This window comes from Celeribacter sp. SCSIO 80838 (assembly GCF_056498065.1).
This window is the reverse complement of sequence record NZ_JAZKMA010000001.1, coordinates 2,461,327-2,478,844: the sequence shown is the minus strand read 5'-3', so window position 1 is coordinate 2,478,844 and position 17,518 is coordinate 2,461,327. Positions and strand designations below refer to the sequence as shown.

18 protein-coding genes and 1 pseudogene are annotated in these 17,518 nt (G+C 61.9%); 5 read left to right on the top strand and 14 right to left on the bottom strand.

The features are described 5' to 3' along the window. Nucleotides 1-5: 5 nt before the first annotated feature. The 7 genes from V1475_RS12400 to V1475_RS12370 form a co-directional block, all read right to left on the bottom strand. On the bottom strand, nucleotides 6-968 hold the full coding sequence (locus V1475_RS12400) for a PDR/VanB family oxidoreductase (RefSeq protein WP_479412989.1): 963 nt from the start codon (nucleotides 966-968) through the stop codon (nucleotides 6-8). 2 nt (nucleotides 969-970) lie between these two features. Next, nucleotides 971-1,729 (bottom strand): SDR family NAD(P)-dependent oxidoreductase, encoded by a 759-nt coding sequence (locus V1475_RS12395; RefSeq protein WP_479413977.1) that lies wholly within the window; start codon nucleotides 1,727-1,729, stop codon nucleotides 971-973. Between the two features lie 2 nt (nucleotides 1,730-1,731). Beyond that, nucleotides 1,732-2,226, bottom strand: a complete 495-nt coding sequence (locus V1475_RS12390) for an aromatic-ring-hydroxylating dioxygenase subunit beta (RefSeq protein ID WP_479412988.1) — start codon at nucleotides 2,224-2,226, stop codon at nucleotides 1,732-1,734. Continuing rightward, on the bottom strand, nucleotides 2,223-3,500 hold the full coding sequence (locus V1475_RS12385; protein ID WP_479412987.1) for an aromatic ring-hydroxylating dioxygenase subunit alpha: 1,278 nt from the start codon (nucleotides 3,498-3,500) through the stop codon (nucleotides 2,223-2,225). The genes V1475_RS12390 and V1475_RS12385 overlap by 4 nt, the downstream gene beginning before the upstream one ends. A gap of 23 nt (nucleotides 3,501-3,523) precedes the next feature. Next, complete coding sequence (locus tag V1475_RS12380; RefSeq protein ID WP_107815323.1) at nucleotides 3,524-3,886, bottom strand: hypothetical protein; 363 nt, start codon at nucleotides 3,884-3,886, stop codon at nucleotides 3,524-3,526. Between the two features lie 74 nt (nucleotides 3,887-3,960). Further along, the gene (locus V1475_RS12375; RefSeq protein WP_479412986.1) at nucleotides 3,961-5,112 is read right to left on the bottom strand and encodes an acyl-CoA dehydrogenase family protein; all 1,152 of its coding nucleotides are present in this window, start codon (nucleotides 5,110-5,112) and stop codon (nucleotides 3,961-3,963) included. Next, entirely contained in the window at nucleotides 5,109-6,272 is a 1,164-nt protein-coding gene (locus V1475_RS12370) for an amidase (protein ID WP_479412985.1), read from the bottom strand. Before V1475_RS12370 ends, V1475_RS12375 begins: the two co-directional genes overlap by 4 nt. 242 nt (nucleotides 6,273-6,514) lie before the next feature. Here V1475_RS12370 and V1475_RS12365 point away from each other — a divergent pair, with 242 nt between their 5' ends. Then, entirely contained in the window at nucleotides 6,515-7,087 is a 573-nt protein-coding gene (locus V1475_RS12365) for a nuclear transport factor 2 family protein (RefSeq protein WP_434287521.1), read from the top strand. A gap of 60 nt (nucleotides 7,088-7,147) precedes the next feature. Here the strand turns inward: V1475_RS12365 and V1475_RS12360 are convergent, their stop codons facing one another. Genes V1475_RS12360 through V1475_RS12345 form a run of 4 tightly spaced genes read right to left on the bottom strand, consistent with a single transcriptional unit; the run spans nucleotide 7,148 to nucleotide 10,265 of the window. Next, on the bottom strand, nucleotides 7,148-8,473 hold the full coding sequence (locus V1475_RS12360) for a TRAP transporter large permease (RefSeq protein ID WP_479412984.1): 1,326 nt from the start codon (nucleotides 8,471-8,473) through the stop codon (nucleotides 7,148-7,150). Between the two features lie 6 nt (nucleotides 8,474-8,479). Continuing rightward, nucleotides 8,480-8,992, bottom strand: coding sequence for a TRAP transporter small permease subunit (locus V1475_RS12355; protein WP_434287523.1), 513 nt, complete (start codon nucleotides 8,990-8,992; stop codon nucleotides 8,480-8,482). A 42-nt stretch (nucleotides 8,993-9,034) separates the two neighbouring features. Next, nucleotides 9,035-10,078: a TRAP transporter substrate-binding protein gene (locus tag V1475_RS12350; protein WP_479412983.1), complete on the bottom strand. Its 1,044-nt coding sequence runs from the start codon at nucleotides 10,076-10,078 to the stop codon at nucleotides 9,035-9,037. 1 nt (nucleotide 10,079) lies between these two features. Next, on the bottom strand, nucleotides 10,080-10,265 hold the full coding sequence (locus V1475_RS12345; protein WP_479412982.1) for a hypothetical protein: 186 nt from the start codon (nucleotides 10,263-10,265) through the stop codon (nucleotides 10,080-10,082). A 267-nt stretch (nucleotides 10,266-10,532) separates the two neighbouring features. Between V1475_RS12345 and V1475_RS12340 the strand changes: the two genes are divergently transcribed. Continuing rightward, nucleotides 10,533-11,477 (top strand): NAD(P)-dependent oxidoreductase, encoded by a 945-nt coding sequence (locus V1475_RS12340; RefSeq protein WP_479412981.1) that lies wholly within the window; start codon nucleotides 10,533-10,535, stop codon nucleotides 11,475-11,477. A gap of 24 nt (nucleotides 11,478-11,501) precedes the next feature. Here V1475_RS12340 and V1475_RS12335 read toward each other — a convergent pair whose 3' ends face one another. Beyond that, nucleotides 11,502-11,690 carry a hypothetical protein gene (locus tag V1475_RS12335; RefSeq protein ID WP_434287527.1) on the bottom strand — a complete coding sequence of 63 codons (189 nt, stop codon included), beginning with the start codon at nucleotides 11,688-11,690 and terminating at the stop codon, nucleotides 11,502-11,504. 169 nt (nucleotides 11,691-11,859) lie between these two features. Here V1475_RS12335 and V1475_RS12330 point away from each other — a divergent pair, with 169 nt between their 5' ends. Beyond that, nucleotides 11,860-12,198: a hypothetical protein gene (locus V1475_RS12330; protein ID WP_479412980.1), complete on the top strand. Its 339-nt coding sequence runs from the start codon at nucleotides 11,860-11,862 to the stop codon at nucleotides 12,196-12,198. Between the two features lie 2 nt (nucleotides 12,199-12,200). Here the strand turns inward: V1475_RS12330 and ade are convergent, their stop codons facing one another. Further along, on the bottom strand, nucleotides 12,201-13,895 hold the full coding sequence (gene ade, locus V1475_RS12325; RefSeq protein ID WP_479412979.1) for an adenine deaminase: 1,695 nt from the start codon (nucleotides 13,893-13,895) through the stop codon (nucleotides 12,201-12,203). Nucleotides 13,896-13,905: 10 nt separating this feature from the next. Further along, nucleotides 13,906-14,898 (bottom strand): precorrin-2 dehydrogenase/sirohydrochlorin ferrochelatase family protein, encoded by a 993-nt coding sequence (locus tag V1475_RS12320; protein WP_479412978.1) that lies wholly within the window; start codon nucleotides 14,896-14,898, stop codon nucleotides 13,906-13,908. A 221-nt stretch (nucleotides 14,899-15,119) separates the two neighbouring features. Between V1475_RS12320 and glpD the strand changes: the two genes are divergently transcribed. Together glpD and V1475_RS12310 are read left to right on the top strand one after the other, a co-directional pair. Continuing rightward, nucleotides 15,120-16,715, top strand: coding sequence for a glycerol-3-phosphate dehydrogenase (gene glpD, locus V1475_RS12315; protein WP_479412977.1), 1,596 nt, complete (start codon nucleotides 15,120-15,122; stop codon nucleotides 16,713-16,715). A gap of 105 nt (nucleotides 16,716-16,820) precedes the next feature. Then, a pseudogene (locus tag V1475_RS12310) lies at nucleotides 16,821-17,475 on the top strand (FGGY family carbohydrate kinase); the annotation flags it as partial. Nucleotides 17,476-17,518 lie beyond the last annotated feature (43 nt).

Genomic DNA, 17,518 nt, shown 5'->3' with positions numbered 1-17,518 from the left:
ATGGCTCAGATATCCAGCACCAGTTTCGGCCCCTTGGCCCGCGAACAGCAGGCACAGATCACATCGCCATCCTCGCGCTCTTCCTCGGTCAGGAACTGATCGCGATGGTCGATCTCGCCCGACAGCACATCGGTCAGGCAGGTGCCGCAGACGCCCTCTTCGCATTTCACCTCGATCTTGATGCCTTCGCGCGCCAGAGCTTTCGCGATGGTGTCCTCAGGGCCGACCGTGATCGTGACGCCCGACTGCGCGCATTCGACCTCAAAGCTGTCGCCGGTGAGTTCCACATCCGCCGAGAAATATTCCCGGTGGACATTGGCCGTCGCATGACCTGCACTCTCGGCCGTGTCGATCACCCAGTCCATGAAGCCCTGCGGACCGCAGACATAGAGATGGGTGGCGACATCGGGCGCAGGAAGATCGCGCGTGAGATCGAGCTTTTGCGCCGCGTCCATATCGTCGAAGTGGAACACCACCTTGTCGGCAAAGCCACAGCCTTTGAGTTCGTCCATGAAGGCGGTGACGCCTTCGGAGCGGGTGCAGTAATGCAGCGTGAAATCCTTGCCGATCGCATGGAGCCGCTTGGCCATCGCGATCATCGGCGTGATGCCGATGCCGCCGCCCAAGAGCACGGTGGTCTTGGCGCTCTCCTCCAGCGGAAAGTGGTTGCGCGGGCCTTCGACGGTGAAGACCGCGCCTTCGACGGCGGTCTCATGCACCTTGACGGAACCGCCTCGGCTCTGCGGGTCTTTCAACACGCCGATCTCGTAAAACCCGGTCTCCGCCGGGTCCGAGCAGAGCGAATATTGCCGCCACATGTCGAGATCCGGCAGGTAGAGATCGAGATGCGCCCCCGCCTCATAGGGCAGGATCGCGCCGCCGGCTTCCGGCGCGAACCGGATGCGGGCAATGTCGCCCTTGTCGTCGATCCGGGCAATGACTTTGAGGTTTTGTGCGTTATCGGTCATCACTATCTCACATAAAGCCCGCCGTTGACGTCCCAGCAGGCGCCGTTGACGAAGGCCGCCTCGGGACTGGCAAGCATCACCACCATCTGCGCCACGAACTCGGGATCGCCGAAACGCTGCACCGGAATATTGGCAATCGCCGCCTCGATCTTGTCGCCCAGAACGCCCCGGACCATCGGCGTGTCCATCGGACCCGGCGCAATGGCGTTGCAGGTGATCCCAAACGGCGCGAGATCGCGGGCGAAGACCTTGGTCAGCGTCAGGATCGCGCCTTTCGAGGCGGCGTAATGCGCGCCCGTGGCCGTGCCGCCGTTTTGCCCCGCCAAAGAGGCCATATTCACGATCCGGCCATAGCCGCGGTCCTTGAAGTGGCGCGCAAAGATCTGGCTGCCGGCAAAAGTGCCGCCCGCGTTCGTGGCCATGATGTCATTGAACGTGGCCGGGTCGATCTCCATCAACGGCTGCGCCATGGTGCGTGCGGCGTTGTTCACCAGCACCTCGACGGAGCCGTAGCGCTCGATGCACTTGTCGAGCACGCTTTGGAAATCCTCGGGCTTGGAGACGTCCAGCGTGGCGGTGATCGCGGTCTCGCCCGCAAGGTCCAGTTCGGAGGCGAGAGCTTGCGCCTCCTCGCCGGGATTGATGTCGGCGATCACCACGCGGTAGCCCGCCTTGTGCAGCGCGCGCACGACCGAGGCACCGAAGCCACGGGCCCCGCCCGTGACAACAGCGGTTTGGATTTTCTCAGGCAAAGGGGCCACCATCAGAACAAATAGCTGAACGAATTCAGCATCCCATCGGAGTTGAGCAGTCGGATCACCTTTTGCTGGAGCTTGAACCCGCCTTCGGTGGCTTTGAGGATATATTCGACATTGCCCGCCCAGATGCGCTGGCGGCCGAATTTGTCCTCGACCAGATGTTCGGCGCAAGAGACGGTGATCAGATCACCCTCAGCGGCCTCGATCCGAAACCGCGACAGCGTGCGCACGGTCTGTGCGGGCGGCGCGGACGAGATCGAGAACCCGGCATGAAACCGGCCGACCCGGTCACGGCGCATCTTGGCATTGTCGTAGCAGAGGTTCACAGCGTTCTTGAAGTCCACCGTGTCGCCGATGGGCATGATATAAAGCCCGTCATCGGTCCAGAGATCGAGCCAGTCGTCATATTCCTTCAGGTCGAGCATGGCGCTCTCGGCCCAGATGAAGGCGGTGACATCGGCCAGCATGGATTTGGCGTCGATTTTGCTCATCTCGGTCATTTCGACATCATCCTTTTCCACATTTTGTAAGCGGCACGCATGCCGGTTTCGGCGGAGATATGGCCGCGCGGGCCGAACTCGCCCGGCTCCTCGTCGACCATGCCGCGGTTCACGAGGATCTTGAGATCCGGTCCACCCTTGGTGCCGCGCTGGATACGCTCCCAAACCTCGGCATCGTCGGGGGAGCCAAAGCCCATCGGCCCCTGGAAATGTTCGTGCAGACGGATACGCGCCTGGTTCGCCGCCTCCGGGCCGCCGTCCATGCCGATGGCGATGTGACGGATGTCGGTCTGCTCCACGTTGATCGGGGTCAGCACGCGGAAGAAGGCGAGCGAGAAGGACACGTTCGGGAAGAGGTTGAGGTTGAACCCCGCCCCGCTCACCGCGCGGACGATTTTCTTGACCTGATCTTCCGGATAGCCCTCATCGCGCAGCTCCTGCGCCAGATCGGCAAAGCGTTCCGGGATCGGCGCATCGAGGTTCTCGTCGAGATCGACCAGCTCGGGGATCATGGTCATGACAGAGTGACCGTTGCCCAAGTCTTCGACATAGCCGACGCCTTTGTCCAGGAAGTCGAACATCTCTTCGGTCTGCCCGTCGAGCGTCTGCATGAAGCTCTTGTGCACGATCGGGAAGTGATAGGCGTCGGTGGTGTTCTCCAACTGCACTTTCCAGTTCATCGGCACGGAGAACTGATGCTCGCCCAGCACCTTCACCGGGAAGCCGCCGCCCTGCTTCATGAACAGGTCGATATATTTGCGCACGCCTTCACCAAGGAAGTCTTCGAGCGGTTCGATGTCTTCCTTGAAGGTCGCAAACACCATGCCGTTATAGGCTTCGGTGCGCAGTTTAATGAGACCGTGCTGGGTCTTGTCGAAATCGTCGCCGTATTGCTCCGGGTAAGGCAGCGCGCGGAGCGAACCGTCGAGGCCATAGCCCCAGCCGTGATAGGGGCATTGGAAGGACGAGGTCTTGCCCTTCTTCACTTCGCAAACGGTGGCGGCGCGGTGGCGGCAACGGTTTACCATGCAGTGGATCTTGCCCTTGCGGTCGCGCACCACGATCACCGGCTCAAGGCCGACTTGCGACAGCTTGAAAGAGCCCTTGTCAGGGAATTCGCTTTCATGCGCGACCCAGACCCAGGTGTTCTTGAAAATCTTCTCCATCTCTTCATGGAAGAGCTCGGGATCTTCGTACATTTCGGTGGCGACCAACGCGTTCTTCTCATCGTAGAGCGCATCGAGATCGCTGAATTTCGGCATATCGAGAGACATGTCGTCCTCCTTACGTTGCGGACTTAAAGCTGCGGAATTTCGAGAGCACGGCCCATGCGCGCCTCGACGGTCATGTATTTCCAGAGACGGTCATTACCCTCGCCCACCACGATGGTGCGCAGAAGGTTACAAGCCGCCATGACATCCTCTCGCGTCGGGAAATCGGCCATGATGTACCAGGTGTAAGGGAAGCCCACGGAGGCGCCGACAAAGGTCTGATCGTCATCGAAAGTGCCAACGATCTCAACGCCTTCCATCTGGTCTATCTTGAACATCAGCTCTTGGGTGGCTTTCCAGACCGGGCCGATCTGGTCGAACGGCAGGCTGAAGAATGCGGCGTGGTTGTTGAAGCACAACAGGGTGCGGATCGGTTTCTTATCGCTCATGTCTCTGGTCCTCTCTGAAGGAAAATCTTTGGAATATGTCTGGGAAGGTTCAGGGGCATCCGCCCCCCCCCCCGTTAAGGGTAACCCGGCATCGTCGGCTGATCGAAGAACCCGGCCCCGGCGGCGGTCCATGTCCCCTCGCCCATGAAGGCGTGCTGCGCCACGCAAGCCGCGTCCACCATACAGCGCCCAAGCGTATGGCCCGTCGCCATCACGCCGGAGCCGCCGATGACAAAGGCCATGCGTGCGACTTCGGCCCCGTCGCGGGCCGCTTTCGTGGCCACAAGACGCAGGCGGATTTTCATGTCCGGGCTGACCTCGCCGGTGGTGTTCAACTCGTCCCACCCGGCCTCGATCGTGTCGTAGAACGCCGCACGGGCGCCCATCAAAATCCCCTGCGCCTTGGCGAACTCCGCCTGCACATAGGGCCGCGCGCCGGGGTTCGGCGCACCGGTGATCGAGGCGCGCTGACGAGCATCCTCGACAAGGAAATCCAAGGCCTCGCGCGCCGCGCCCAAAGCCACGACGGCCAGAACCTGCGCCGCCAAAGCCATCGCCGGAAAGCGGAAGATCGCATCGTCCAAAAGCGGCTTGCCACCCCGGATAAAAGTCCATTCGGGCGCAACCACCACACCCTCGGCCACGGCGTCATGCGATCCGGTCGCCGACAGGCCGATGGTGTTCCACGTCTCGTCCACCGTCACCTTGTCGCGCGGCATGACGGCCACGCGCGGCAGCGGCGTGTCATTGCCCTCGACCTTGATCCCCATGCCGACGATGGAGGACCCCATGATCCCCGAACACCACGGCCAGCGGCCCGACACTTTGAACCCGCCCGCGACCTTCTCGGCCTTTTGCGGCGGGAACATCGCACCCGCGAACACCGTGTCCGGGTCCTTGCCATAGATCGCGGCATAAGTCTCGGGCGGCAGCGCCGCAAGATAGGTGGCAGACACCCCGAAAGACGCCACCCAGCCGGTCGAGGCGTCGGCGGCGGAAATATCCTCAATCAACCGGCAGAAATCGGCGGGGCTCAGCTCGTCGCCACCGAACCGCGCCGGCACGAAGGCGCGGTAAGCGCCGATCTGTTGCAGCTTTTTCACCATGTCGAGCGGCACGTGGCGCAGTTTGGTGAACTCCGCCCGACGGGCGCGGATCTCTTCGAGCACCCCCACATAGGCGGCTTTGTCGGCCTGTTCAAAAGCCAGTTTCGAAAGATAGGTCATTGGGTACGGTCCTTTGACTGAAACAGCGGAATGCAGGACGTGATCCAGCTCGCGATGGCGCAGAGCTTGGCGTCCTCGCCTTTGCGTCCGATGATCTGCAACCCGATGGGCAGACCGGCATTGGAGCGCGCAGGCAGGGTGATGGCGGGGTGACCCGACAGGTTGAACGGGCGCTGAAAACGGGTGAGCGAGAGGACGTTCTGCGGGTCTTTCGCCTCATCGAGCGTCGGCGGCACGGTCGGCAGCGAGGGCGTGACCAAGGCGTCATAGCGCTCCAGAAGCGCGTCCACCTCGGCGGTGAAGCGGCTGCGGACCGCTTCGGCCTCGGCGCGCTGCGCCTCCGTGATCTTCATGGCAATGGACAGGCGCGCGGCGATGTCCGGCCCAAAGGGCGCACCCGCGGCCAGCATCGGCCCGAATTCCTGCGCCATCTCGTGCGACATCACCACCATGCCCGCGTCGAACGCCGCCGCAAACGAGGGCAGGATTTCATAGGGCATGTCCGGGTAAGCATCCATCAAGGCATAGACCAAAGGATCGCCCACCTCCGCGTCGACCCCTTCGGATTTGATCCGGCCCAGTTTCGGCGCGTGGATCAGGATCTCGGGGGTGAATGTCGGGTCGATTGCCGCCATGGCCTTGCTCAGCGTCTCCATGTCGCGGGCGAACACGCCGGGACAATCGAGCGAGCTTTTGAGCGGCGTCAGCCCCTTGCGGCTCACCCGGCCATAGGTCGGCTTGATCCCGATCACGCCACAACAGGTCGCAGGCTGTCGCACGGAGCCGCCAGTGTCGGTGCCCACCGCAAAATCGCAGAGCCCCGCGGCGACCGCCGCGGCAGACCCCGAAGACGACCCACCCGGAATGCGATCCGGCCACATCGGGTTGACCGGCGTGCCGGTAAACCCATTGACCCCGGTCATGCCGAAGGCAATCTCATGCATATTGGCTTTGCCGACGATCTTGCAGCCCGCATTGAGCAGCGCGTCGACCAGATCGGCATTCTCCGTGGCAGGCGCGCGGGAGGCAAAGGCCTCGGAGCCACAGCCCGTCACCGTGCCGACAATGTCGATACAATCCTTGACGACCACGGTCGGCCCGTCCCCGCCAAGGGACAATTCACCGACCAGCGTCGCGGCGCTGGGAGCATGTGCGTTCATCTTGTTTTCCCGGTTGGGTTCTTATGGCCGCTCTTACGGCTCTTTACGGTAACTTTCACGCAATAAAGCAGTCAGTCAAGTGAAAACTGAAATAAATCCTTTACCCAAACAATCTCTTTTCGTAAAAATCATTTACAGTAATTTTACCGCTTTAAATCCCAGCACGCCCCGCCAGAAACGATCAAAAACTAAGCAGGATCCGTCTGAAACAGCGAGCGCGAGTCGCGCAAGAAAGGACAGCAATGTCACAAGACACCACGCACCTCATCACCACCCTCACCCGCCGCATCGAAAACCTCGAAGCTGCAAACGAAGTCCGCAACGTCCAGATGCGCTACATGTTCCTCTGCGACACGCCGCTGCCGGAATATGGCGTCAAGGACGACGCGGAGCGCATCGATCTGATCATGGAGCTGTTCTCCGAGGAGGCCGTCTGGGAAGGTGTCGGCGAGTATTACGACGGCCAGTTCGGCCGCGCCGAGGGCAAAGCCGCCGTGCGCCGCCATTTCGAAGGCTTCTGGGGCGGCAAGACCGACCCGGCGCTGATCCTGAACTGCCACTATGTGACCTCCGAGCAGATCCACGTCGCGGAGGACGGGCTGACCGCGACCGGGCAATGGGTGCATATGCAGCCGTGGCTGTTCTCCGACGGCAAGGCGCTCTTGCGCTCGTCGCGCTTGTTCAACGCCTTCAAGAAATGCGACGACGGCGTCTGGCGCTACACCCGCAACCGGACGGAGAACGTCTTCGTCGCGCCCCTCCCGGCCACCTGGGCCTCGGATTATCCGTCGAAATCCGTTTTGATGAAGCCGTAAGCGCTTATCATCACACAAAAAAGGGCGCCTAGAGCGCCCTTTTTCATGCAATCGCAAAGCTCACCAAAGCGCCAGTTTCGGGAAGACCTGTGTCAACACCAGAATGCCGATCTGCATCGCCACAAAGGGCAGAACAGACCGATAGACTTGGGTGATCTCCACATCCGGCACGGCGTTTTTCAGATAGAACAGCGCCATGCCCACCGGTGGCGTAAGGAACGACGTCTGCAAACAGATCGCCATCAGAATCGCCACCCAAGCCGGGTCATGGCCGAGCGCCGTGAGCACCGGCAGGACCAGCGGCGCAACGATCAGGATGATCTCCATCCAATCGAGGAAGAAGCCAAGCAGGAACACGATGAACAGGATGAGGATCAGTGTCCCGGTGGGCGGCAGCGGGATCGCGTGCAGCGCGCCTTCGATCAGCTCGTCGCCACCGTAGCCCCGCAACACGACCGAAAAACACGACGCTCCGAAGATCAGCGCGAAGAGAAAGGCGGTGGTCAGCCCGGTGCCTTCGCAGACCTCCCGGAAATCCGCCCAACTGAGCCGCCGGGAGGCCACCGCGATCAAGGTCGCGCCCGCCGCACCGACGCCGGAGGCTTCTGTCGGGGTCGCGATGCCGAAGACGATGGACCCCAGAACCGCAATGACCAGCAGCAAAGGCGCCACCAGCGAGCCGAGCAGATCGCGGACCACCTCGCCCGCGCTGCGCCCCTCTTCCAGCGCCCGCGCAGGCGCGCGCTCCGGGTGCAGAATGGCGACGATGACCGCATAGACCACATAGGCCATGGCCAGCAAAAGCCCCGGGATCATCGCACCGCGGAACAGATCGCCGACCGGGATTTGCAACTGATCGCCCATGACGATGAGCATGATCGAGGGCGGAATGAGAATGCCGAGACAGCCGGTCGCGCCGACGATCCCAAGCCCCAGCCGGTCGTCATACCCCGCCCCGCGCATCGCCGGCATGGCGATGGTGGCAAGCAACATGACGGAGGCACCGATGATGCCGGTGGAGGCCGCAAGAACGACGCCGATCAGCACGACAGACACCGCCATGCCGCCGGGGACAACCCGCAGCAAGGAATGCATCCGGGTCAGCAAACGCTCCGCCACGCCGGATTTGTCGAGCATCATCCCCATGAACACGAACATCGACATCGGGATCAGGGAATAGCTCGACAGCGTGTCGAAAATCCGGTTGGCGACAAAGCCGATCATCCGCAGAGACGCCATATCCGCATCGACCGAGAAATAATCGAGGATCGTGCCCAGAGAGGCAAAGCCCACGGCCACCCCGCCCAGCACGAAGGCAATCGGATAGCCCGAAAACATCACCACGAGGAAGGTCGAGAACAGCAGGAAAACGAACAGAACATCCATCTCGGATCACTCCCTCCAGGTTTTCGGGCCGAAGAGAAACAAAAGCGATTTCAAAAGGATCGCCACGGCTTGCAGGAACAAAAGCGACAGCCCCGCCGCCATCACGCCCTTGATCAGGTAACGCGCCGGAAGACCCGAGGGCATCGGCGAGCCTTCCTTGAGGCTCCAGGAATATTTGAAAATCGTCCAGGCCGAGCCGGTGACATACCAGAGGAACGGCAGGAGCAGAAACACCACGCCCAGCACCTCGACAATCGCCCGCGCCGTGGGCGACATTTTTGCATGAAACGCATCGACCCGGACGTGGACGTCCTTTTGGTAGGCCCATGCGAGGCAGGACATCACCGCGATGGCGTTGAGATGCCATTGCAGTTCCTCAAGCTGAATGAACCCGAGGCCAAGCGCATAGCGGGAAAACACGTTGACCAGAATGGTGAGCATCAAAAGCGGCAACACGAGACTGCCGATGCGCCCGATCCCGGCGATGAACCGTTCCGTAAGTGAGATGAGTGCGGTCATGATGGCAAGGCGCCGGAGGATCGCTCCCCCGGCGCGCGTCTCTTAGCGGCGCTCGGACCAGGCGGCGGTTTTGGCGCGGTAGGCCTCAAGCGAGTCCCAGACCCGTTTGAAATCCTCGTCCTTGGCGACCTGCTCCGCGATCACTTCGTCGAAAGCCACATGCAGCCCGTCGAGCACCTCCGGCGGGAAGCTCTTGATCTCCACACCGGCCTCCTCAAACGTCGCAATCGCATCGCCATTGGCGGTCAGCGTCGAAATCACGGAGGTCAGGTTGACCGCCTTGCAGGTCTCTTCGATCAGGGTCTGCTGCGCCGGGTCGAGGCTGTCCCATTTCGCCATATTGACGATCAGCTCGTTCATCGCCGCCGGTTGGTGCCAGCCCGGCAAGTAGTAATATTTGCCGACATCCTGAAGACCGAGCGTGATATCGATAGCGGGCATGGACAGTTCCGTGCCGTCGATGATGCCCTTTTCCATCCCCGGATAGATCTCGCCGCCCGGCAAAAGCGCGATGGACGCGCCAACCTTGGCCATCGCCTCCCCCGCAAGCCCGGCGAAACGGATTTTCTTGCCCTTCAGATCGTCGATGGAATTGATCTCGAAATTGTACCAGCCGCCAGCCTCGCTATCCATGAGACCGCAGGGAATGGTTTTCACCCCTTGCTTGGCGTAGATCTCGGCCCAGATTTCCGCGCCGCCGCCCTCATAGAGCCAGCCGGTGTGGGTCAAAACATCCGGTCCGAACGGGATACCGCCGAAAAGCTGCACCGCCGGGAAACGACCGGCGACATACAAGGGCGAGGTGATCCCCGCGTCCAACGTCCCCTGTTGCACCGCATCGAAGATTTGCAGCGACGGCACCAGTTTGCCCGCGCCGTAGACCGTCACGTCGAGCGCACCGTCCGAGGCCGCATTCAGCTTCTCGCCCAGATAGGCGGCATTCGCCCCCGAGGCGGGCATGGTCAGCGGCCAGGCGCTTTGAATATCGAGCTTGGTGCCGCCCGCCAGCGCCGGGCCAGCCACAGTCGCCGTCACGGCCAACGCGCCGAGGGTCTTTTTGAAGGTCGATGTCATCGGTGCAGTCATCTCACGTCTCCTGTTGAATGGGATGCCGCGACGGATCGGACAAACGCGAAACCAGTCGCGCAACGCTGGTTTTCACCCGTGACAGGTCGGTAAACAATCCTGTCAGGACAGGGATGCGCTGAACGGTGCGTTTGGCCGGATCGCCCGGCAGTTTTACGTTATTATTACCGTAATAGATGACGGACACCCAAGGCACCTGTCAAATGGTTTTCCTGAAAATTAGATGACAAAGCACACAATGCTCAAAAAACAGGCGCACCATCGGCCAGCACCTCCCCCTCCAGCGCGTCACGCAACACACGAAGCCTCACGACACACAGCTCAACTCCGGTACCCGCCGCCCGTCGCCCGTCACCCGTCGCACAGAGATCGCACAGGGAGGGGCGCGCAAAGAGGGGATGACCCCACCGCGCTTTGCCGCTAAAATTCGCGAAAGTCCTTTCGAAAGAAGCACATGACACAGCCCGTCATCGTCAACCAGATCGACCCGGAGTTCGGCCAGACCCTCTCCGCCCACCCGTCCCTGCCGCGCGTCATCGACCATTTCGACCGCGACCGGCCATGGGACCTGCCCGAAGACGCAGACGTGCTCGTCACCCGCGCCTTCCGGTCGTGGCTCAACGCCCCCGAGACGCACGATCTTCCGGCGCTGAAATGGGTTCAGACCTTTTCCACCGGGATCGAGATCTACCCCGACTGGCTGATGCGGGGCCGCGTGGTGACCAACGGTCGTGGCCTGACCGCACCGCAGATCGCGGAATATGTTCTGGCGGCCATGCTCTTGGTGGAAAAGGATATTTACGGCGCGCGCACGACCTCACTCGATGATTGGGGCACGCGGGTGTTCGGGACGCTGGAGGGCAAAACGCTCGGCCTCATCGGCTATGGCGCGATTGGCGAAGCGGTGGTAAAGCGCGCGCGGGCCTTCGACATGAAGGTTCTGGCCTGTCGGCGCAGCACGTGGCGCGAGGTGCCAGAAGGGATCACGCCCTGCACTACGCCCGAAGAGGTCATGGCCGGGTCCGATCATGTGGTGATCGCCATGCCTTTAACGCCCGAAACGAGCGGCATGGTGGACGCCGCCCTGCTCTCTCACGCCAAGTCCGGATTGCATCTGATCAACGTCGCGCGCGGGGCGCTGGTGGATCAGGGCGCGCTTTTGCGGGCGCTCGATGCGGGGCAGTTGGGCAAGGCGACGCTCGACGTCACCCATCCCGAACCGCCCACAGCGGAGGACCCGATCTGGACCCATCCCAAGGTGCTTCTGACCCCGCATGAATCCTACAAAGGCGGTCTGTCGGAGCGCGCCCGGTTCGAACGAAAGACGCTCGCCAATCTCGATGCATGGCTCGCGGGTCGACCGATGCTGGATGTCGTCGATCCGACCCGCGGCTATTGAACGCCGGGGTTTACATGACGCGTCTTACGCACCGGTGAAATTCGGCACGTCGACCGGTTCGAGATCCGCCGGGCCTTGCCCCTCCTCGATCTTCTGACAGGCGACCGGGTAATGGTCGGCGGTGGTGCATTGCGACACCGGGTATTTCTCCACCTGATCGCAGGCGGCAAGAGTCAGCGTGGCAAGCGCCACAGGCAGGATCAGTTTTGTCATCTCACGGTTCCTCATGAAGTTTCTCCCTCTATGAAGCCGTTTTGACAAAACCGTCAATATGAGAAATTACCAAAAATGAACGAAACGGTTCACTTTTTGCAACAACGAAACCCTCTTCCCCTTTGACCCCGATGCTTTACGGTCTTCGCCGAACCACAAGGGGCAAGAAATGACACGCATCTGGATGGCATCGACCCTTCTGCTCGCGGGCTGTTACGGCTTCGTCGTCGATCATCAAAGCTATGGCACAGGCCGCGGCCCGACCGCGCACCTGTCGATCACCGCAGATCACCGGCTCGATCATCTGAGCCTTTCGCACTGTGACGACAGCGCCCCGCCGCTCGTTCTGGTCGCGCGCAAAAGCGACGATCCCCGCCGCGATCCGGCCTGGGCGATCACCCTCGACGCGAACACCTGCTACGAGGTCAAAGCCCGCTCGTGGCGGCTCAATTTTTACAAACGCCTCACGCTTGCCCCCGATGCGGTCGAGCGCATCGTACTCGACTGACTTCAGGCGATGATCTCGAACTTGGTGACGTCCACCATGCCCCGGTCGGTGATCTTGAGCGCCGGAATGACCGGCAGCGCCAGAAACGCCAGTTGCAAAAACGGCTCTTCCAGAGTGACGCCCAGAGAGGCCGCCGCCGCCCGCAGATCGACCAAATGATCGCGCACCACCTCGAAAGGCTCCAAACTCATCAGCCCCGCCACCGGCAGCGCCAGCTCGGCCAGAACCTTGCCGTCCCGCACCACAACAAGCCCGCCCTCGATCTCAGAAAGCCGGTTCGCGGCCAGCGCCATGTCCCCGTAATCGACGCCGACGCAGGCGATGTTGTGATGGTCATGACAGACCGTCGAGGCAATCGCCCCCGCCTGTAGCCCGAAACCTTTGACAAAGCCCGAGGCGATATTGCCGTTCTTGCCGTGCCGTTCGATCACCGTGATCCGGGACAGATCGCGCGCCGGGTCCGGGGCCTTGTCGCCATCGACAATCGGCACCGTTTCCTTGAGGTGTTCGGTGATGATCTTGCCCTCGATGATCCCGATCACGTCCACCTCTTCGCGGTTGCCCGTGGCGCGGAAATTCTCCGGCACAACCTTCGGCGCCTTGACCGAGCCGCGCCCCACAGGCGCCACATGGCCACGTGCGGCAAAGGCCTCGTCCGCCACTTCAACCCCGCCCGCGAAAACCTTCTGAGCATTGCAGTTTTCCAGACTATCCAACACCACAATATCGGCCCGTTTGCCCGGCGCGATCATGCCGCGATCCTTCAACCCAAAGGCTTCGGCCGCCGACAGAGTTGCCGCGCGGTACACCGCCAGAGCGGGACTTCCGAGCGAAATCAGCGTGCGGATGACGTAATCCAGATGGCCGTATTCGCCGATGTCCAGAGGGTTCCGGTCATCGGTACAGAGGCACATATAGGGCGCGCTCAGTTGGGTCAGCAGCGGTTGCAGCGCGTGCATATCCTTCGACACCGAGCCTTCGCGGATCAAAACCCGCATCCCCTTGCGCAGCTTCTCGCGCGCCTCTTCGGCGGTCGTGGCCTCATGCTCCGTGCGGATGCCCGCCGCGATATAGGCGTTCAAATCCCTGCCCGAAAGCTGCGGACAATGGCCGTCGATATGGGCGTCTTCAAACAGCCGGATTTTCTTCATCGCCTCGGGATCGCGATAAATCACGCCGGGGTAATTCATGAACTCGGCCAGACCGATGCCCGAGGGATGCCCCATGACCTCTTTCAAATCTTCCGCCAAAAGCTCGGCCCCCGCCGTCTCCATATGCGTGGACGGCACGCAGGAACTGAGCTGTACCCGGATCGACATCAACGTGTGTTCAGAGACCTGTTGGAAATACCGAATGCCCGGCAGACCGATCACATTGGCAATCTCATGCGGGTCGCAAATCGCCGTCGTCACGCCGCGCGGCAAGACGCAGCGGTCGAACTCAAAGGGCGTCACCAGAGAGCTTTCGATATGCAAATGCGTGTCGATGAAGCCGGGCACGATCACCTTGCCAGTCACGTCGATCTCTCGCTTGCCTTCGTAGCGCTCATAAACGCCCGCGATCCGGTCGCCCACGATGGCCACATCGCCGACAATCAACTCGCCGGTCATCAGATCGAAGATCGAGCCATTCTTGAGCACAATGTCGGCGGGGTCCTCGCCCCGCGCCACCGCAATCCGATGTTCCAGATCCGCCATTTCCGCCTCCTTAAACCCGCACCGCCGGCACCCGCTCGACATCCTCGGGCAGACCCAAAGCCGCCCGTTCCGCATCGCGCCGTGGCACCAGCCAGACGACCCGCGCGCCTTTTTCATAATCTTGCATCACAACCTGACGCTGGTCCGACAAAAGCCAGCCCTCGGTCCCATGGCTCTGCCCCACGATCACCCGCTCCGCATCGCGCCGCGCCAGTTCCAGCATCGGGGCAAATTCCGCCTCGGCGCAGACAATGAGATCAGCCTCCTGCAACCGCTGCACCGCGCGCAGCGTCAGCAGATCCGGGTCCGGGCTTCCGACCGGCAAAAGCGCCACGGCGCCACGCCCCGCGTCGCCGGGCGCACCGCCCGCCGCAATCGCCGCCTTGATCCGTTCCGCCGCCTCGCGTTCGGCCCCGCGCGCATACAAATTGCGTGGCGCATCGTGATAGACCCAGCGCCAGAACGCCCGGCGTTTCTCGCGCGGCACGTCCTTGGCCACCGCGTCGCGCAGCCGCCCGCCAAGCGCCACCAACTCGCCCAGACGCGGCTCCAGCATTTCCTCCAGCCGGGTCTTGATCTGGCGCGCCAAAACCGGGGCCGCCCCTTCGGTACCGATCGCCACAACCAAAGGATCGCGATCCACCAGCGACGGCGTGTTCGCTTCGCAAAGATCGGGCCGGTCGACCACATTCACCAGCGCGCCCGCCTCGCGCACGATCTGCGCCATGCGCACATCGCACTCCTCATCCTCGGTACAGACAAAGACCAAGGCCGCATTGGCGAAAACATCCGCAGCCGTTTCTGCGGTGATCTCCTCCGCAAGCTGAACCGCCCGCCCCTCGGCCACCAAAGCCGCCAGTTCCGGCTCCAGCTCAGGGGCCACCAGCACGATCCGCGCTTCGGTCTTGAGCATCAGCCGCGCCTTTTGCGCCGCCGTCTCACCGCCGCCGATGATCACGACATCGCGCCCGGTCATGCGCAGGAACATGGGAAAGAATTTCATAGGGCGCGGCCTCTTGATGGACTTTCACCCAAGGTCCCCCATTGGCCGGGAAATGACAAGCCTGTCTCTTTTGCGCACCGGTCTTAACCTGATTTTTACCCCTGCGCGCCCAAGTCCCCTGCGATCGAGGGCCTAAAGCTCTGGTCAAAAAACCTTTTCTTGACAAATTCGGGCCTAGGGGCACCGTGAACCCCGACAAGTTTCATTTTGCAAAGCGTGACATGCCCTCCTCCAACCCGGCCTCCCCCGCGTCAGACGCTCAAAACGACGACTTTTTGGACCTCTTCATCATCGGCGGCGGCGTCAATGGCTGTGGCATCGCCCGCGACGCGGCGGGCCGGGGCCTCAAGGTCGCTCTGGCCGAAATGGGCGATCTGGCGCAGGCGACCTCTTCGGCATCGTCCAAACTCTTTCACGGCGGTCTGCGCTATCTCGAATACGGAGAAATCCGTCTGGTGCGCGAGGCTTTGGAGGAGCGCGAAGTTCTGCTTCAGGCCATGCCGCATATCGCCTTCCCGATGCGCTTTGTCCTGCCGATCTCGAAAGAGATGCGGTTCGACGCCGACACGCCAATCTCGAAACTGTTGAAATACACCATGCCATGGCTCAAAGGCCAACGCCCCGGCTGGATCATCCGCATCGGGCTTTGGATGTATGACCATCTCGGCAAGCGCAAAATTCTACCCGGCACCACCGGCTATGATCTTGCCGGTCGTCCCGAGGGCGCACCGTTGAAGGACATGTTCAAACACGCGTTCGAATATTCCGACGTCTGGGTCAATGACGCGCGTCTCGTCGTGCTCAATGCCATGGACGCCCGCGATCTCGGCGCGAAAATCATGACCCGCGCCAAGGTCACCTCCGCCCGCCGTGCCGCCGATCATTGGGAGATCGAGGTCGAAGGCCAAGGCAGCTTCCGTACCAAGGCTCTGGTCAATGCGGGCGGGCCTTGGGTCGCCGACATCCTCACCGGCGTGATCGGCGTCAATTCGACCGAACGCGTCCGCCTCGTGCGCGGCTCGCATATCGTCGTCAACCGGCTCTACGCACACGACAAGGCCTATTTCCTGCAAGGCTCCGACGGGCGGATCATCTTTTTCCTGCCCTATCAGCGCGATTTCACCATGATCGGCACCACCGAAGCCCCCCATGAGGCCGACCCTCTGGTGGCCGAAGCGACCTTTGAAGAAAAGTGCTACCTGCTTGATTTCGCCAACCAATACCTCAAAACGCCGCTGACACAGGCCGATGTGGTCCATAGCTTCGCCGGCGTCCGCCCGCTCTACGAGGACGGTGCCTCCACCGCCACGGCGGCCACCCGCGAATATGTCCTGTCGCTCGACAAAAACGGCCCGCCCTTGCTCAATGTCTTCGGCGGCAAGATCACCACCTACCGCAAACTCGCCGAGGCGGCCCTTGCCAAGCTCACACCGTTTTTCGTCATGAAAGACCCTTGGACCAAAGGCGCGCCGCTCCCCGGCGGCTTCACCTATGGCCACGATCTCGAACAAGTGACCTCGCTCACCCTGCAATTTCCCTTCCTGTCGCCCGAGGCTGCCGACCGGCTCGTCCATCTCTATGGCCGCAACGCCGCCGCGATTTTCGACGATGTGGTCGGCCCCACCGACATGGGCCGCGATTTCGGCCATGGTCTCACGGAGGCCGAGCTGCGCTACCTCATCCGCGAAGAATTCGCCCGCACCGTTGAAGATGTGATCTGGCGGCGCACCAAGCTGGGCCTGCGCCTGACGGCTGCCGAGATTGCCGCCATCGACGACTGGATGCGCCAACACGTCCCGCTGCTTGTCGATCTGTAAACAGCCCCCAATCCTCAGCGCGGGAGGCCTCATGACAGACACACTCGTCGCCCTCGATCAGGGCACCACATCGACACGCGCCATCCTCTACCGCGCCGATCTGCCCCCTATTTCTCCGCCACCAAACTCGCGTGGATTCTCGACCAGACCGAAGGCGCGCGTGCGGCGGCGAAAGCGGGCCGGGTAAAATTCGGCACGGTCGACACATGGCTGATCTGGAATCTCACCGAAGGCCGCGTTCATGCGACCGACGCCACCAACGCCTGCCGCACCATGCTCTACAACATCCATGAAGGGCGCTGGGACCGGACCATTTGCGACCGCCTGAACATCCCCCTCGAAATGCTCCCCGAGGTGCGCGACAACTCCGGCGATTTCGGGGAAACCACGCTCTTCGGCGCGCCGCGCTCAAAAGCGTCGGCTACCAAACCCACGACCTGATCGAGGCCATGCACGCCGATTGGACCGCACCCCAAAACACGACCCTGCGCGTCGATGGCGGGCTCGCCGCAAATGATTTTACCATGCAATTCCTCGCGACATCCTGGGCGCACCCGTCGACCGGCCCGCCAATCTGGAAACCACCGCCTTGGGCGCCGCCTATCTCGCGGGTCTCGCAATCGGCCTCTGCCCGGAACCTGAAGCCTTCGCCAAAACCTGGCGCGCGGAGGCCTCTTTCAGCCCCCAAATGGCCGCGGCCACCCGCGTTGCAAAATACAGCGGCTGGACCGACGCCATCCACCGCACACTGACGCGCTAAGGGTTTTCTGATGATCTAAATACTCAAAAAGGCGGGGTTTTCC

Coding starts and splice junctions, on each gene's coding strand:
- V1475_RS12370 (WP_479412985.1), bottom strand. CDS start 6,272: ATGAACGCACATGCTCCCAGCGCCGCGACGCTGGTCGGTGAATTGTCC.
- V1475_RS12380 (WP_107815323.1), bottom strand. CDS start 3,886: ATGAGCGATAAGAAACCGATCCGCACCCTGTTGTGCTTCAACAACCAC.
- V1475_RS12355 (WP_434287523.1), bottom strand. CDS start 8,992: ATGACCGCACTCATCTCACTTACGGAACGGTTCATCGCCGGGATCGGG.
- V1475_RS12375 (WP_479412986.1), bottom strand. CDS start 5,112: ATGACCTATCTTTCGAAACTGGCTTTTGAACAGGCCGACAAAGCCGCC.
- V1475_RS12385 (WP_479412987.1), bottom strand. CDS start 3,500: ATGTCTCTCGATATGCCGAAATTCAGCGATCTCGATGCGCTCTACGAT.
- V1475_RS12400 (WP_479412989.1), bottom strand. CDS start 968: ATGACCGATAACGCACAAAACCTCAAAGTCATTGCCCGGATCGACGAC.
- V1475_RS12335 (WP_434287527.1), bottom strand. CDS start 11,690: ATGACAAAACTGATCCTGCCTGTGGCGCTTGCCACGCTGACTCTTGCC.
- V1475_RS12350 (WP_479412983.1), bottom strand. CDS start 10,078: ATGACTGCACCGATGACATCGACCTTCAAAAAGACCCTCGGCGCGTTG.
- V1475_RS12390 (WP_479412988.1), bottom strand. CDS start 2,226: ATGACCGAGATGAGCAAAATCGACGCCAAATCCATGCTGGCCGATGTC.
- ade (WP_479412979.1), bottom strand. CDS start 13,895: ATGGCGGATCTGGAACATCGGATTGCGGTGGCGCGGGGCGAGGACCCC.
- V1475_RS12320 (WP_479412978.1), bottom strand. CDS start 14,898: ATGAAATTCTTTCCCATGTTCCTGCGCATGACCGGGCGCGATGTCGTG.
- V1475_RS12360 (WP_479412984.1), bottom strand. CDS start 8,473: ATGGATGTTCTGTTCGTTTTCCTGCTGTTCTCGACCTTCCTCGTGGTG.
- V1475_RS12330 (WP_479412980.1), top strand. CDS start 11,860: ATGACACGCATCTGGATGGCATCGACCCTTCTGCTCGCGGGCTGTTAC.
- V1475_RS12365 (WP_434287521.1), top strand. CDS start 6,515: ATGTCACAAGACACCACGCACCTCATCACCACCCTCACCCGCCGCATC.
- glpD (WP_479412977.1), top strand. CDS start 15,120: ATGCCCTCCTCCAACCCGGCCTCCCCCGCGTCAGACGCTCAAAACGAC.
- V1475_RS12340 (WP_479412981.1), top strand. CDS start 10,533: ATGACACAGCCCGTCATCGTCAACCAGATCGACCCGGAGTTCGGCCAG.